The sequence below is a fragment of the Erythrobacter sp. Alg231-14 genome, from assembly GCF_900149685.1.
Classification (GTDB): domain Bacteria; phylum Pseudomonadota; class Alphaproteobacteria; order Sphingomonadales; family Sphingomonadaceae; genus Erythrobacter.
Genome location: NZ_LT702999.1, coordinates 1 through 13,295, shown reverse-complemented (window position 1 = coordinate 13,295; position 13,295 = coordinate 1). Strand labels below are relative to the sequence as shown.

Annotated in this window: 18 protein-coding genes; 8 read left to right on the top strand and 10 right to left on the bottom strand. The window is 56.1% G+C overall.

Annotated elements, in window-relative coordinates:
- Position 1: 1 nt before the first annotated feature.
- Genes BQ8290_RS00085 through BQ8290_RS00070 form a run of 4 tightly spaced genes read right to left on the bottom strand, consistent with a single transcriptional unit; the run spans position 2 to position 2,614 of the window.
- The gene (locus BQ8290_RS00085) at positions 2-934 is read right to left on the bottom strand and encodes an alpha/beta fold hydrolase (protein WP_337660858.1); all 933 of its coding nucleotides are present in this window, start codon (positions 932-934) and stop codon (positions 2-4) included.
- Complete coding sequence (locus tag BQ8290_RS00080) at positions 931-1,743, bottom strand: SDR family NAD(P)-dependent oxidoreductase (RefSeq protein WP_108786550.1); 813 nt, start codon at positions 1,741-1,743, stop codon at positions 931-933. The genes BQ8290_RS00085 and BQ8290_RS00080 overlap by 4 nt, the downstream gene beginning before the upstream one ends.
- 51 nt (positions 1,744-1,794) lie before the next feature.
- A complete protein-coding gene (locus tag BQ8290_RS00075; protein WP_337660857.1) occupies positions 1,795-2,379 on the bottom strand; it encodes an NUDIX hydrolase in 585 nt (194 codons plus the stop codon).
- Positions 2,345-2,614 carry a BolA family protein gene (locus tag BQ8290_RS00070; RefSeq protein WP_337660856.1) on the bottom strand — a complete coding sequence of 90 codons (270 nt, stop codon included), beginning with the start codon at positions 2,612-2,614 and terminating at the stop codon, positions 2,345-2,347. The genes BQ8290_RS00075 and BQ8290_RS00070 overlap by 35 nt, the downstream gene beginning before the upstream one ends.
- Positions 2,615-2,685: 71 nt before the next feature.
- On the opposite strand from BQ8290_RS00070, the gene BQ8290_RS00065 reads away from it, so the two are divergent.
- Positions 2,686-3,279 (top strand): DnaJ domain-containing protein, encoded by a 594-nt coding sequence (locus BQ8290_RS00065; protein WP_108786546.1) that lies wholly within the window; start codon positions 2,686-2,688, stop codon positions 3,277-3,279.
- On the opposite strand, the gene BQ8290_RS00060 is transcribed toward BQ8290_RS00065, so the two are convergent.
- From BQ8290_RS00060 to BQ8290_RS00045, 4 genes are all read right to left on the bottom strand, one after another.
- Positions 3,276-3,914, bottom strand: a complete 639-nt coding sequence (locus BQ8290_RS00060; protein ID WP_108786544.1) for a glutathione binding-like protein — start codon at positions 3,912-3,914, stop codon at positions 3,276-3,278. The two genes, BQ8290_RS00065 and BQ8290_RS00060, sit on opposite strands and share 4 nt — an antisense overlap.
- 3 nt (positions 3,915-3,917) lie before the next feature.
- The gene (locus BQ8290_RS00055; RefSeq protein WP_108786542.1) at positions 3,918-4,280 is read right to left on the bottom strand and encodes a DUF1428 family protein; all 363 of its coding nucleotides are present in this window, start codon (positions 4,278-4,280) and stop codon (positions 3,918-3,920) included.
- Between the two features lie 61 nt (positions 4,281-4,341).
- Complete coding sequence (locus BQ8290_RS00050; RefSeq protein ID WP_108786540.1) at positions 4,342-5,181, bottom strand: oxygenase MpaB family protein; 840 nt, start codon at positions 5,179-5,181, stop codon at positions 4,342-4,344.
- A 31-nt stretch (positions 5,182-5,212) separates the two neighbouring features.
- Entirely contained in the window at positions 5,213-5,779 is a 567-nt protein-coding gene (locus tag BQ8290_RS00045) for a TetR/AcrR family transcriptional regulator (RefSeq protein WP_337660855.1), read from the bottom strand.
- Positions 5,780-5,871: 92 nt separating this feature from the next.
- On the opposite strand from BQ8290_RS00045, the gene BQ8290_RS00040 reads away from it, so the two are divergent.
- The 4 genes from BQ8290_RS00040 to BQ8290_RS00025 all read left to right on the top strand — a co-directional run bounded on the left by BQ8290_RS00040 (position 5,872) and on the right by BQ8290_RS00025 (position 10,522).
- A complete protein-coding gene (locus BQ8290_RS00040; RefSeq protein ID WP_108791638.1) occupies positions 5,872-6,489 on the top strand; it encodes a glutathione S-transferase C-terminal domain-containing protein in 618 nt (205 codons plus the stop codon).
- Position 6,490: 1 nt separating this feature from the next.
- On the top strand, positions 6,491-7,171 hold the full coding sequence (locus tag BQ8290_RS00035) for a cupin domain-containing protein (RefSeq protein ID WP_108786536.1): 681 nt from the start codon (positions 6,491-6,493) through the stop codon (positions 7,169-7,171).
- Positions 7,172-7,278: 107 nt separating this feature from the next.
- A complete protein-coding gene (locus BQ8290_RS00030; protein WP_108791636.1) occupies positions 7,279-8,268 on the top strand; it encodes an AAA family ATPase in 990 nt (329 codons plus the stop codon).
- A 91-nt stretch (positions 8,269-8,359) separates the two neighbouring features.
- The gene (locus BQ8290_RS00025) at positions 8,360-10,522 is read left to right on the top strand and encodes a transglycosylase domain-containing protein (protein ID WP_108786534.1); all 2,163 of its coding nucleotides are present in this window, start codon (positions 8,360-8,362) and stop codon (positions 10,520-10,522) included.
- Positions 10,523-10,584: 62 nt separating this feature from the next.
- Here BQ8290_RS00025 and BQ8290_RS00020 read toward each other — a convergent pair whose 3' ends face one another.
- Both BQ8290_RS00020 and BQ8290_RS00015 read right to left on the bottom strand, forming a co-directional pair.
- Positions 10,585-10,980: a PaaI family thioesterase gene (locus BQ8290_RS00020; RefSeq protein ID WP_337660854.1), complete on the bottom strand. Its 396-nt coding sequence runs from the start codon at positions 10,978-10,980 to the stop codon at positions 10,585-10,587.
- On the bottom strand, positions 10,970-11,479 hold the full coding sequence (locus BQ8290_RS00015; RefSeq protein WP_108786530.1) for a hotdog domain-containing protein: 510 nt from the start codon (positions 11,477-11,479) through the stop codon (positions 10,970-10,972). Before BQ8290_RS00015 ends, BQ8290_RS00020 begins: the two co-directional genes overlap by 11 nt.
- 129 nt (positions 11,480-11,608) lie before the next feature.
- On the opposite strand from BQ8290_RS00015, the gene BQ8290_RS15035 reads away from it, so the two are divergent.
- From BQ8290_RS15035 to BQ8290_RS00005, 3 genes are all read left to right on the top strand, one after another.
- The gene (locus tag BQ8290_RS15035; protein WP_337660853.1) at positions 11,609-11,776 is read left to right on the top strand and encodes a hypothetical protein; all 168 of its coding nucleotides are present in this window, start codon (positions 11,609-11,611) and stop codon (positions 11,774-11,776) included.
- Between the two features lie 22 nt (positions 11,777-11,798).
- A complete protein-coding gene (locus BQ8290_RS00010; protein ID WP_337660852.1) occupies positions 11,799-12,764 on the top strand; it encodes a hypothetical protein in 966 nt (321 codons plus the stop codon).
- On the top strand, positions 12,764-13,295 hold a 532-nt coding region (locus tag BQ8290_RS00005; RefSeq protein WP_108786527.1), incomplete at its 3' end, for a transposase. The genes BQ8290_RS00010 and BQ8290_RS00005, both read left to right, overlap by 1 nt.

Below are 13,295 nucleotides of genomic sequence, written 5' to 3'. Positions count from 1 at the left end.
CTTACGCTTCTAAGAACTCTTCTATCGCGCCGTTTACGGCGCCGGGTGCTTCCCATGTGACGAAATGCCCGCAATTTGGCACCATAAAGATCGTCAATGGATCAACGACTTCGTCCATTCCTTTCATGTTCTCAGGTGGCAGGGCGAGATCATCCATCGCCCAAATTACCAAAGTCGGAATTGTAAGATTGGGTAGGGTTGATTGCGAGTAGTCCGCCGGCAATTCGAACGGCTCATCCATGCTGGGCACAACCATCGAGCTGGCCCGGTAGTAATTGATCATCCCAAAACAGGCATCGCGATCCGACCAATCGTCGAGCAGAATGGCCCGTTCCTCGGCGGGCATTGTGCTTTGGCTGCCCCATTCCGCCTCTTGTGCCATCAAACCGGCGATGCCGTGTTCTCGGATAAGCGCATCATTGGCCGGATCACGGAACGCGGTCATGTATTGGCTCGATCCACGTTGACCGGGATGGGTGTAGAGCAATTTTTGGAAAATGGCTGGGTGCGGCGCATTGGCGATGATGGCGCGTTCGACCCGCGCGTGTTGGCCGCTTAACGCAACACCCCATGCGATCGCGCCGCCCCAATCGTGCCCCACGATTGTGAATGTCGCGATGCCCAATGCATCCGCCAATAGAAACACATCTCCGATCAATTTATCGGGAGAATACGCCTCAACCTCTTGGGGTTTTGATGATCCGCGATACCCGCGCTGGTCCGGCGCGATACACCGATATCGGTCGGAAAATTGCGCGATTTGATGGCGCCAAGTCCGATGATTCTCAGGAAAACCATGGAGAAAAATCATAACCTGCGCATCAACCGGTCCCGCATCAACAATGTCGAGCTCTATGCCGTTGCCTAGGGTAACGCGTTTTTGTTCTAACAAAGCATCAAGATCTTGATTTGCGGTGCTGTTTGGACCTGTCACGCGCTCTCTTCCATCCGCTCCATATATCCGCTGGCGACCATTGCAGCGACTTGATCTAGCAACGCTTCGGGTGTGCGACGCATCTCGCCCATGGCTGCTTCTCCGCCTTGGGCGACGATGATTTCGCGTTCGCCAGCTGCCATACCATCCAACATGGTTTTGGCCGCATCAACCGCTGGAATGCCTTCGTCGATGACTTTGTCGCTGACGCCGCGTTTTTTGCCGTCGGCGACCAAAGCGTTGCGGGCCACGTCGGTGGCGACGGAACCGGGATAGATCACGTGCACTTGAACGCCCATTTGCGACAATTCACCGCGCAACGCATCGCCATAACCGGCCAGACCAAATTTCACGGCGCTGTAGGCGGTGCGCATTGGCACGCCGACTTTGCCCGCGATCGAGGAGATAAAAGCGATGTTGCCGCTTCCGCGATCCGCCATGTGGCCGATCAATCCCTGGGAGAAGGCGATCTGAGCCGTCAGGTCGATGGCGATAATGTCTCGATAGACCTGCATTTCTGTTTTGAGCGCGCGGCTGCGCTGAGAAACGCCGGCATTGGCGAACGCGATGTCCACCCCACCTTTCCATGCGATCGCTTTGGCAGTGGCGTCAGCCAATGCGTCGTCATCACGAACATCAAACGGCAGGATCAAAGTTTCACCGCAGCTTGAAGCCACTTCGGCCAAGCGTGCTTCATCCCGCCCCGATAGGACCAGATGCGCGCCGCGCGATGAAATATCCCGCGCCAACGCCGCACCAATGCCCGATGAAGCGCCTGTAATCCATGCGACTTTGCCTGTGTAATCCATGTCTCTCTCCCGTTTTTTAGTGGGGATAGATCGTCGCGATGGGCTCGGCAATCAGCTTGATTGAGAAGCTTGAATAAATTCGGCCAGATTCTCAGGAAACACCGCTTCGTGCCAATCCGACAGTTCGTCCATTGAGAACCAGCGGTGTTGAGTCATAACCTTTTGTTCCAACACAGTGTGACCATCGGTCGTAATCGTTGTGTCCGATACGCGCAGGATGAAGTAGCGCTCATCCGCCTGCACTGGTTCGCCCTCTACGGTGATGAATTCGGGCGTGGTGCGGGCGATTTGTTTGCCGGGATCGGCGGTGATGCCGGTTTCTTCAAACAATTCGCGCCGTGCGGCTTGCTCAAATGTTTCACCGAGATCGCATTCGCCGCCGGCCGTCACCCAAAAGGGCGGGCGATCGTCCACGTCAAACCGGAACATAAGGACTCGTTCGTCCGGGCCGACCACGATTATCCGTGCGGAACGGCGGATGCGTTTGGTATTGCCGAATTCGTTCATGCTGGCCCCAGTTCGTGCGCCCGTTTCGTGGTCGCGATAGGTGAGTGAGCTCGTAACACCGGAGTAGGGCCAAACACCGTCACGACCCAATTCATCATGCAGGCGCGCTTGCCCTAATCGCAACGGCATGAACGCGTTGCCCAACAATGTCGCCCAACGCTGCGATCACTGCGCGTTGGCGTGCAAGGCGGTTCATATCGGCAAAGGTGGGCGCTTCGATCACGATCGTGAAATGGGATTCGCCTGAACCGTCATCGCCCGAATGTCCGGAATGTTGAGCGCTGTCGTTGATGATTTCGAGAGCGGTGGGCGCAAGAGCCTGCTCAAGAAGTCCGCGCATTTCATCTGCAACTGTTCCGTTCATTGGACTGTTTCTTTCTTTGCAACTGTTCAGACCTTGGAATCTGGCGTCTCGCACGCCATTCTCAAGGGCTTATGGCACAAACCCGATTCCATGGCCGGTATGAAGATGAAAGTCGCCGCTGCGAAGCGCCCGGTTGCCGCGATGCGGGAGAATTTCGTGCACCCGGACACCGGCCCAACGGATTTGATGGTCCGGGGCAATGGCGCTGGTTTTGTTTGGAACATGTCCGTCAATTCAACGCCGGATACGACTGGTTCGAAGGGATGAACGCCGAAGAAATCATCGCCGCGCAATCCCCGGCCAGTGGGTGGCGAACAGAAAGCGCCGCCTTTAGCCCGCGCGCCGCCGTGGATGGAACGCCGCGTTGGGCCGATTTTGATGATCCGCTCGATGCGATTTCTGCCCGTGCAGGCGGCATTCGCAGCCGCGCCGAACGTGAGGCGAAGATGGCCATGGATGGCCGTTTTTCCAAGGCAGAGGCGCAAGCGTTGGACATTATGGGCCTTGGTTCGGAAACGGATCGACGGCGGTTGCGACAACGCTATTCTGAACTTGTCCGCCGATATCATCCCGATCGCAACGGTGGCGATCGGTCGCATGAGGCACGGCTGTCAAAAGTCGTTGATGCCTACCAATTGTTGCGAAAAAGCGCGGTGATCGCTTAACCGGCGGCCTCGATCAATTTGGCGTCGATAGCGTTGGCCTCGACATAGGCTGGGCGGTTTGTGCACCGTTCAACATACGCCTTGAAAGCGGGCGTTTCGGGAATGGATCCGAACCGCAATCCCCACACAAATTGGCTGCCCACATAGGTGTCGGCCATGGTGAAACGATCACCGGCGGCGAAATCGTTTTGTGAAAGCCATGTTTCCATCGCTGACAAGGCCAGATCTAAACTGCCAAATCCCGCCATTGCGGTGCGTTCTGGCGGAACTTTCCAATCCATCGCCGCGGCAATGACGGCTTGTTCGATCGGTCCGGCGGCGAAAAACATCCAACGGAAATAGGCGGCGCGTTCATGCGGATTGGGCAACAACCCTTTATCTGGATGAGTTTCGGCAAGGTAATGATTGATGGCGGCGGCTTCGGTGATGACGTGATCGTGGACCGAACCGTCTGCCCCCGCGAGATGGTGCACCAATGTGGGAACTTTGTTCATTGGGTTGATGGCGATGAAATCGTCGGGCCGTGTCGCCCAATCAAACACCACCTGATCATAATCCGCCCCGGCTTCGTGCAAAGCCCATCGCGCAATCTGCCCTCGGCTCATCGCGACTGTGTAAAATGTGAACTCAGCCATCTCTCATTCTTTCGCCTTAGCGTGGAAAATCTGTTCAAACCCGCCCAAGATCATGCGCTTTCCATCCATCATGTCGGGTGGTTCCATGTTTTGCATGCGATCGTCATGCATCATCTTTTCATGAGCGGCGTCGCTGGTCGCTTTGTCAGGCCAGATGATCCACGAAAAGACGATTTTCTCACCGGCTTCGGCTGCGACCGCGCGGCGAAAATCGGTGACTTCACCGTCGGGCACATCGCTTTCCCAATTTTCGGACACTTCAAGCGCGCCAAATTCGATGAACATTTCGTCCATGACACGGGCCATTTCCAGATAATCGTCCCGGCGATCACCTTTTACGCCCAAAACCGCTCCTTGCACATACATCGCGAACTATCCTCTTCCCTTAATATTGGGCGGCCATAGCAGACACGAGCATGTGTGCGGGCTAATTTTGTTTAAAGGCCCATCGCAGAGTTCGCCCCATGCCCCACGTCGCGGCGCGGGCGGGCAGGGCGGTCAAAACCGGTCGTTGCAAATGCAGCATTTTGCGGCCCCAATCCGGCAACATGGCAACCGCATCGGCGCCGATCATTGTTTGCACTGCCGGCGGGGTCCCCTTTGGCCGCTGGTTTAGAACCAACTGCGCTACTTCACGTGCAGCCGCAGACGGGCGTAAATCGGTGCGCAGCTCGCGAAAGATCGCGTCGGCTTCCGCGCGCGTTTCTGGCACAGGATCCGCGCCCAACGCCCGCGCAACGATGGCAAATTGGCGGTAATATTCATCCTGATCGCTACGCGGCATGTCCGCACGGACATGGCGCATATACCCGGCGAGGAAGCTTTGCGCTTCGACCAGATGGACCCAGGCCAAAGTGCGCGGATTGGTCGCTGAATAGGGAGAACCGTTGGGCAACGTTCCGCCGATGCGCGCATGAATACGGTTCACCCGTTCAATTGCCGCCATGGCGTCATCGCGGTGGCCGAATGTTGTCACCGCAATAAACCGCGCGGTTCGGCGCAGGCGGCCGTGCATATCTTCGCGGAAATTGGAGTGGTCCAACACCCCCTGCAATGCCTCTGGATGCAGCATTTGCAGCATCAATCCACGGATGCCACCGGTCATCATTCCAACCAGATCGGCATGAACCATTCGGATCGGTGTGTTCTTTTCATACAGAGCATCGTCGGAAGGGGGGACGGGCTTTTGCCCTCCTGCGCGATCGTTGAATACGCCGCGCACCTGATCGACCACTTTAAGGCGTAGAGTTTCTATGGGATCCGGCATGCACCCCATATGGCCCATCGGCACGCTTTTGTCAGGGGATGATCCGCGACTGTAGAGCAAGAACCGCATTGTCGAATGCGTCGCCCGTGCCCGCTGCCTTCGCCAACAATTGGGCCCCTTGGAGTTGTGCGAGCGTTGCGATTGCCTCATCCTTGGGCGAAGCGATCGCATTTATCGTCTTGTCGGTTTGTGCGGTGGTGAAGACATCTTCAAACCAAGCGGCTGTGTTCGCGTTCGTCTTTTCCAATGCGGCGCGCGCTGCATCGCTCAACAATGCCGTGTCCGTGGCAAGAGCCGCACACAGACAGGCCGATGATCCTTCATCAATAGCGCCACGATAAAGTGCAATGGCACCGTTTAACGCTTCGCCAGCGGTCCGTGCTTCGGTTCGGATGGCGGAGAACGCAACGTCCAAATTGTCAGCATACCGTTCGATCAAGGCGAGGGCCAAATCCGCCTTCTTGGGGAAATGGTGGTGAATACTCGCCTTTCGTATCCCGGCATCGCGAGCGAGATCGGCATAACTAAACCCTGCAAACCCGCGCGTGCGGATTGCATTTTCGCCCAAGTCGAGAAGCAAAGTGCGTGTTTCCATCATGCCTACCATCTAGTAGGTTGACATGCGTGAGGCAAGAGTTCAATTGAAGTGCCTACCTACTGATAGGTTGATTCGATTTTGGAGTGATGAAGATGCGAATTTACGATGTTGAAGGCTTCCCCAATCCCGCACGAGTGCGCATGGCTCTGGCTGAGAAGAACGCTACGCAGAACGTTGAATTTGTCACCGTGGATGTGATGGGCGGCGAACATCGCAGTGATGATTTTAGGGCGAAGAACCCCGATGCTACGGTTCCGTTTGCGCAGTTGGAATGCGGAACACATATCGGTCGATGCACCGCAATTATTGAATATATTGATGGCGCCTTTGATGGTCCGGCATTGATTGGCGACACGCCGCGTCAACGCGCGATCACGCAAATGATGAACCTTCGCGCCGAAGACGGTTTGGTCGATGCTGTTGGTGCGTATTTCCATCACGCTACCGAAGGGCTCGGCCCGGATCTGGAAACCAACCAATTGCCGGCATGGGGTCAGCGGGGGTACGAAACCGCGCAATCCACCATGCGATACCTCGATACAGTTTTGTCCGATCAACCGTTCGTCGCAGGTGATGCGTTCACCATGGCGGATATCACAACCTTTGCCGGGCTCGCTTTTGCCGATTTCGCCAAAGTTGAAATTCCGTCTGAACTTGGCAATCTGTTATCGTGGCGCGATCGCACCGCGGCCCGTTACTCGGAGAGCTAAGATGCACATTCATTCCGATTTTGATGCGACCGTCTGCGTTCGAACCGATCGCCTTGAATGGCAGGCGTCGCCCATGGTTGGGGTGGACCGACGCATGTTGGATCGGATCGGCGATGAGGTGGCCCGCGCCACCTCCATCGTCCGATACGGCAAAGGCAGCGCCTTTTCCGAACACACCCATTCGGGCGGAGAAGAATTCATCGTGCTGGATGGTGTGTTTCAGGATGAACATGGCGACTATCCTGCGGGCACCTATGTTCGCAATCCCGTGGGCACACATCACATTCCCCGCTCTGACCCGGGCTGCACAATCTTTGTGAAATTGTGGCAGTTTGATCCAAATGATCAGGAGCAGTTTGCCATCGACCTCAACACAGTGGAGCTCACCGCAGATCCCGCTTACATCGGGGTTCATCGCGCCCAATTGGCATCGCGAGATTACGAAAACGTCGCGCTGGAACGGTGGGATGCCGATACACAGGCGGCGATCGGCGATCCCGGAGGTTTCGAGATACTAATCCTCGAAGGGAGTGTTCGATTGGAGGGGGAAACCTATTCCGTCCACGATTGGATTCGGTGGCCCGCCGGGCAATCGGCGGCATTGCAAGCCGGTGAACAGGGCGCGCGCTTTTGGATTAAACGGGGCCATCTATCCGATATTCGCATTCCGAACCGGGATTAGAATGCGCCGTTCCATTCGTATTGCGGCATTGTTCGCAAAAATGTCAGGGGTAGGCGGGCAAGCGGCTCTTGCCCGACGGCGTTTCGCGCATTAACGCTGGCCGCGAAATGACCTCTCAATCTTCAGCAGACTTCGCCGGCGACAGCGCCATCCCATCGCAACCGGACACAACGGTCAACGTGCGTGACACGTTTGGCATTGATGTCGATTGGGACATTCCCGCATTCAGCGAACCCAGCGAACATGTGCCCGAACGTGATGACAGTTATGTCTTCGATCCCGAAACGACTTTGGCGATTCTTGCGGGCTTTTCCCACAATCGCCGCGTGATGATCCAAGGGTATCACGGCACGGGTAAATCGACGCATATCGAACAGGTTGCCGCGCGATTGAATTGGCCCAGTATTCGGGTCAATCTGGATGCGCATATCAGCCGGATCGATTTGGTCGGGCGCGATGCGATCGTTTTGAAAGACGGTTTGCAGGTTACGGAATTCAAAGAGGGCATCCTTCCATGGGCGTTGCAACACCCCGTTGCCCTAACATTTGACGAATACGATGCCGGTCGTCCCGATGTGATGTTCGTGATCCAGCGTATTCTGGAATTTGATGGCCGTTTGACGTTGCTCGACCAAAATCGCGTGATCACACCAAACCCGTATTTCCGCCTTTTTGCGACCACCAACACAGTCGGACTTGGCGATACGAGTGGTTTGTACCACGGCACGCAGGCGATCAACCAAGCGCAAATGGATCGCTGGAACGTGGTCGTGGCGTTGAATTATTTGCCCGCAGAAACAGAGCAGCAAATCGTCAAATCCAAGACTCCGGATACGGACGATTCGATGATCGCGGACATGGTGAAGGTTGCCGATTTGACCCGCCAAGGGTTCATCAATGGCGATATCTCCACCGTTATGAGCCCACGCACGGTTATCACTTGGGCGCAAAACGCGGCGATCTTTGATTCCGTTGGTTTCGCGTTCCGCCTCTCGTTCCTCAACAAATGCGATGAAGCAGAGCGCACATTGGTGAGCGAATATTATCAGCGTGTCTTCAACGAAGATCTGCCTGAAGGTGCTGTGGCGGGAGCGTAAAGCGCTGAACTCGAGCCTGGACAGCGAAAGTGCGTTGCATGGCGCAAGCCGACTTGCGTCGAGGTGTAATACACTGCTAACACAGTAGGCGATGGCGCTGTTTGAACGATTCTGGAAACGCTCTGAGCGTGGTGGGAGTCGCTCCGAAGATGGGGCGGGGGGTTATTATGCCCTTTACGATTCGCAGCGGCCGTTGGACCCAGACGATGAACCACCTGCCTATCGACCGGCCGGTTCGCCCGATTACGCATCTTGGGATGCGCGCATGTCCAACCTTGATGGACATGTCGCAACGGCGGAACGGCAACGTTCGCCCATGTGGACTCGCCTTTTCTGGCAGGGGCGCCGCAAACGGTGGTGGGCCGTTCGTATCGTTGCGGCGATGTTGTTGGTGTTTGTCTTTCTGATCGCCTGGCTTGCGATCACAGCGCCGCTCTCCAAAAGTCTTGAGCCGATTGCATCCCCCCAAGTGACATTGTTGGCGAGCGATGGAACGCCAATCGCCCGCAGCGGTGCCATGGTCGATGCCCCGGTGGAAGTTTCGGATCTGCCGCCGCACGTGATTGAGGCGTTTCTGGCGATCGAAGACCGACGGTTCTATTCCCATTGGGGCGTTGATCCACGCGGCATTGGCCGCGCAATTTGGACTGGGCGCGGGGGCGGCAGCACGATCACCCAGCAATTGGCCAAGTTTACATTCTTAACCCCGGAACAAAGCCTTTCCCGCAAGGCCCGTGAGGCGTTGATCGCGTTTTGGCTGGAGGGATGGCTCACCAAGGATCAGATTTTGAGCCGGTATTTGTCGAACGCCTATTTCGGTGACAATCAATACGGATTGCGCGCGGCAAGTTTACATTACTTCTATCGCCAACCCGAAAACCTATTGCCTCAACAAGCCGCGATGCTCGCTGGTTTGTTACAGGCCCCTTCGCGCTACGCCCCGACCAAACATTATGACCGCGCCAAAACGCGGATGGATTTGGTTGTCGGATCGATGGTCGCGGCTGGTTATATGACTCAGGCCGAAGCGGATGCATTGCCTGCTCCCGTCTTGGATGTGCGCACGCGCAATGACGTTCCGACCGGCTCGTATTTCGCCGATTGGGCTTTGCCGATTGCACGCGAAGATATGGAACCCGGCTATGCGCGTCAGGTGATATCAACCACTCTTGATTCTCAACTGCAATCACTGGCCCGGCGCGTGACGAACCGCGCAGGATTGGGCGACGCACAGGTTGCTTTGGTCGCGATGCGGCCCAGCGGCGAAGTGGTCGCGATGGTCGGCGGCAAAGATTACGCGAGCAGCCCCTTCAATCGCGCGACGCAAGCACGACGGCAACCGGGTTCAACCTTCAAATTGTTCGTTTATCTCGCCGCGTTGGAAGCCGGGTGGGAACCCGACGACACAATTGACAACACAGCCATCGAAAAAGGCGCATATCGGCCAAAGAATGCGCGTGAACGGTATTCGGACCTCATCACTTTAGAAGACGCCTTTGCATCATCCAGCAACGTGGCGGCCGTCCGGCTGTTCAATGAAATTGGCAGCGAACGAGTGATCCGCACCGCGCGTTCATTGGGCGTGACATCCGCAATGCCCGAAGGCGATCCCAGTTTGGCATTGGGCACGTCGACTATGACTTTGTTGGAGCTAACGTCGGCCTATGCCGGGGTGGCCGCTAATCAATATCCGGTTCGCCCCTACGCCTTTACCCCCGAAGAAGAGAGTTGGTACGATTGGTTCTTCACCCCTTCTGATAGCGCGTCGGAACGGACCCATGATGATATCGAACAAATGCTGCGTGCTGCGATCAATCGCGGAACAGGAGAGGCGGCCGAATTGCCGATCGCCAATTTCGGAAAGACCGGCACAACACAGAACTATCGCGATGCTTTGTTCGTTGGCTATGCGGGGGACTTGGTCGTGGGTGTGTGGGTCGGCAATGATGACAATTCACCATTGGATCGTGTGACCGGCGGCGGATTGCCAGCGCGCATCTGGAAAGATTTTATGCGCAGCGCTCTATCCCTGCCTGCGCCCCGCAAAACGGCTGCTCCCGATCCCCAAGGGCCGGTGCAACCGGTCGACATCGAAGAAGGTCAGGAAATCCCATTGGGCGAAGAGATCCCGCTTGGCGAAGACGGGACCTCTATCCGATTTGATGAAGAGGGCGTGATCCTATCCCAAGACGGAGTGCCGGTGGAATTGCGGTTGGATGAAGACGGTTTCCGGATCGAAGAGGTTGACGACTAAGCCGCGCATCGCACCCGTCGCAATCGATCGATCGAACCGCAGCGCGGGTCACTTCTTCAAATTTATGCCATCAATATATTCATGATCGCGGTCGCAATCGGGCGTTCTCGGTCGCTTTGCCACGCCTCGACCGTGATGTTGGCATTGCGCCTTCCCAATCGTGTGATGCGCCCTTTTGCAAAGCTGGTGCGGGATTTGCCTGCGGATAAATACTGGACCGTAATGTTGACCGGTTTGAACTGAGCCTCGCGGCCTTCTTCGTCCAACCGCGCACGGAGCGCCGCATAACCGGCATTTTCAAGCAAGCCGGCCGTGGCGCCACCGTGATAATGCTGGGGGCGACCTTCGACATTGGATCCGAAATCCACCGAAAGGACGGGCACGCCGCCTTCCATCTCGTGCAATTCAATTCCCAAGGCACGGGCATAGGGAGGCAGTATCACGTCTTTACTCATCATCCGTACTCGATGTGCTAGATGCTGGATTGACAGGAACATTGCCCTGCCTCGGGTCGTTTGAGATTGTCATGAATACACCTGCGACATGCGCGACAGGATCGTTGATATCGCCGTCATGGGCGATGCCACGCACAAACGCGGCCGAGCGAGTTGTGCGATAGCATTCAACCCGTCCCCAAACGGCGCTGCGCTCTCGCGCTGGTCGCTGATAATCCACTCTCAAATCCAACGTCGCGACAGGTATAAAGCTCTGCTTTGTTTGCCAGATGGACATGCCGCTTGCCATGTCCATCAAACTGACGATGGGTCCCGAAGCGAGCACTTCGCGATCCGCCTCTCCCAACAAATCTTCGCGCCATGGCAATTCCAATTCGACCCAGTTGTCGCCCTGATCCGAAAAGATCAGCCCAAGCCAGCCGGTGTGACCGCCGCGAAAGAAGAACTTGCTGGCATCCCGCGCGCTAAAGCCGGGCGCGGACCGTGTTTCTTTTGTGCTCATTTATGAAACCAATTGGCTGTATGACATTGAATTACCATCATTTAATTTCAACATCCCGTTATTCTGGATCAATTTGACGTCCGTGTTGTCGCAATTCCGCCCAACACACAATCAAGAGGACGTGCATCCATGCCTAAAATCGACCTTGCTAATATTCCAGGGCTTGAAACCGCTCAAGCCGTGTTTGGCGCCGTAAAGGCCAAAGCCGCAACGTATGACGACAGCATCGTTGAAGTTATGGTCTATGTCTACGACACAGCACCGCCACCTCCGCCACCGCCACCGGGCCTGTTTTAAGCGGGGCTTGAGATAGATGCATGTGCATCGGGCAATTGCGGCGTTGCGGAGCGATCAGGCTGCGCAGCGCCGCATGCAATCCGCCATGGAATTGGCCATGGCCCAATGGCGGGAGTTGGAAAAAACCGCCGCCATAGCGGATGAATTGTCGCAATTCGATTTGGGGCGCCCTCTCACCCATTTGCCAAACTTGCATGCATTGATGATTGACCACGCGGTTGCCCAAAGGGAAACGGCGCGGTTTTTCGATATTGTCATGTCGGCGCTTGCTCAAAATCCCCTTGGCGAAACTCCGCTGCGTCACAGTTCGAGTGAGGGGTTCGCACGGATGCAGTTGATGCAATCCGGCGGGACGACATTGTCATTGTGTACCTACGAACCGGTTGAACATGTGAAAGAACCGATTGTTGCAAATTTTGTCGATTGCGACGTGTTTGAAATCGTCCTTGCGGGCACTGCGGATGGTCAATTCCACACGCTTGACGACCGTCATGGAATTGGTCCGCGTGTTAAAAGCGACCGGACGCACTGGCGGGCAAGTGATTGTTTCCGATTAAGGGCATCCGTCAACAGTCGGGACATTGTCATCGTCGCGCAAACGCTCCTCGTTCTGCAACTAAGCCGTTCGCCAAAGGTTCGTGGCCCCTCCCGCGAAATTCAATTGAACAACAACACGCTCATTCGCAGCGTAAGCGGCGATAAGAGTGCGAGCGAAAAGGTCATGGCGCTGGCCGTGTTGGGCGCGTTGGACCATCGCGAGGGGATCGGCGCTATGGAAGCCTTTGCCAAGAACGCGACCGAGGACCGGGATGCGCGGTGGGAGGCTGTGCGTCAGGTCCTTGCGATGGATTCGCGCCGCGGTGTTGAATTGCTGAGTGAGTTGGCGACTGGCTATGAGAATAGTTTGTCCGAACCCGCATCCACCCTCATCCAACATTTGCGCAATGGACAACCGCACTTGTTCTCCTTGATCGAGTCGGTCGCGTAATGCCCCAGTTGATCGACACTTCGAACCTATCGCCATGTTCTTTGCCCGAAGCGATTGAGGCCTTAGCCGAAATTGATTTTGACCCCCGCGACATGGAAAGCACCAAAGAAGCGGGGCATTGGCTCGAAAGGCTGTCGAACAATCGCACATTCCTTGCCGACATTCTGCTTGATCGATTGGCCGGGAAAACCACGGGAACGCTGGACAGCGGGTATGGGCCTCAAGCCATCATGTTAAGTCCGTTGCGTGGTCGGATGTTTCTACGCGCCAATATCTGGCCCGCCGAACACGATCTGTGCTTTCGCAACAGCGGGGCCAGAACCTTTGTCTACGGCGTGCCCCACGATCACAATTTCTCATTCCTCACCAGCGGATATCTGGGCCCCGGATATGCCAGCGATTATTATGAGTACGATTACGACGCAGTGACCGGGTATCGCGGGGAGAATGCGGGCCTTCGCTTTATCGAACGCAGCGCGCTCCACCAAGGGAAGATGATGCTCTATCGTGCGCATCGCGATGTGCATTCAC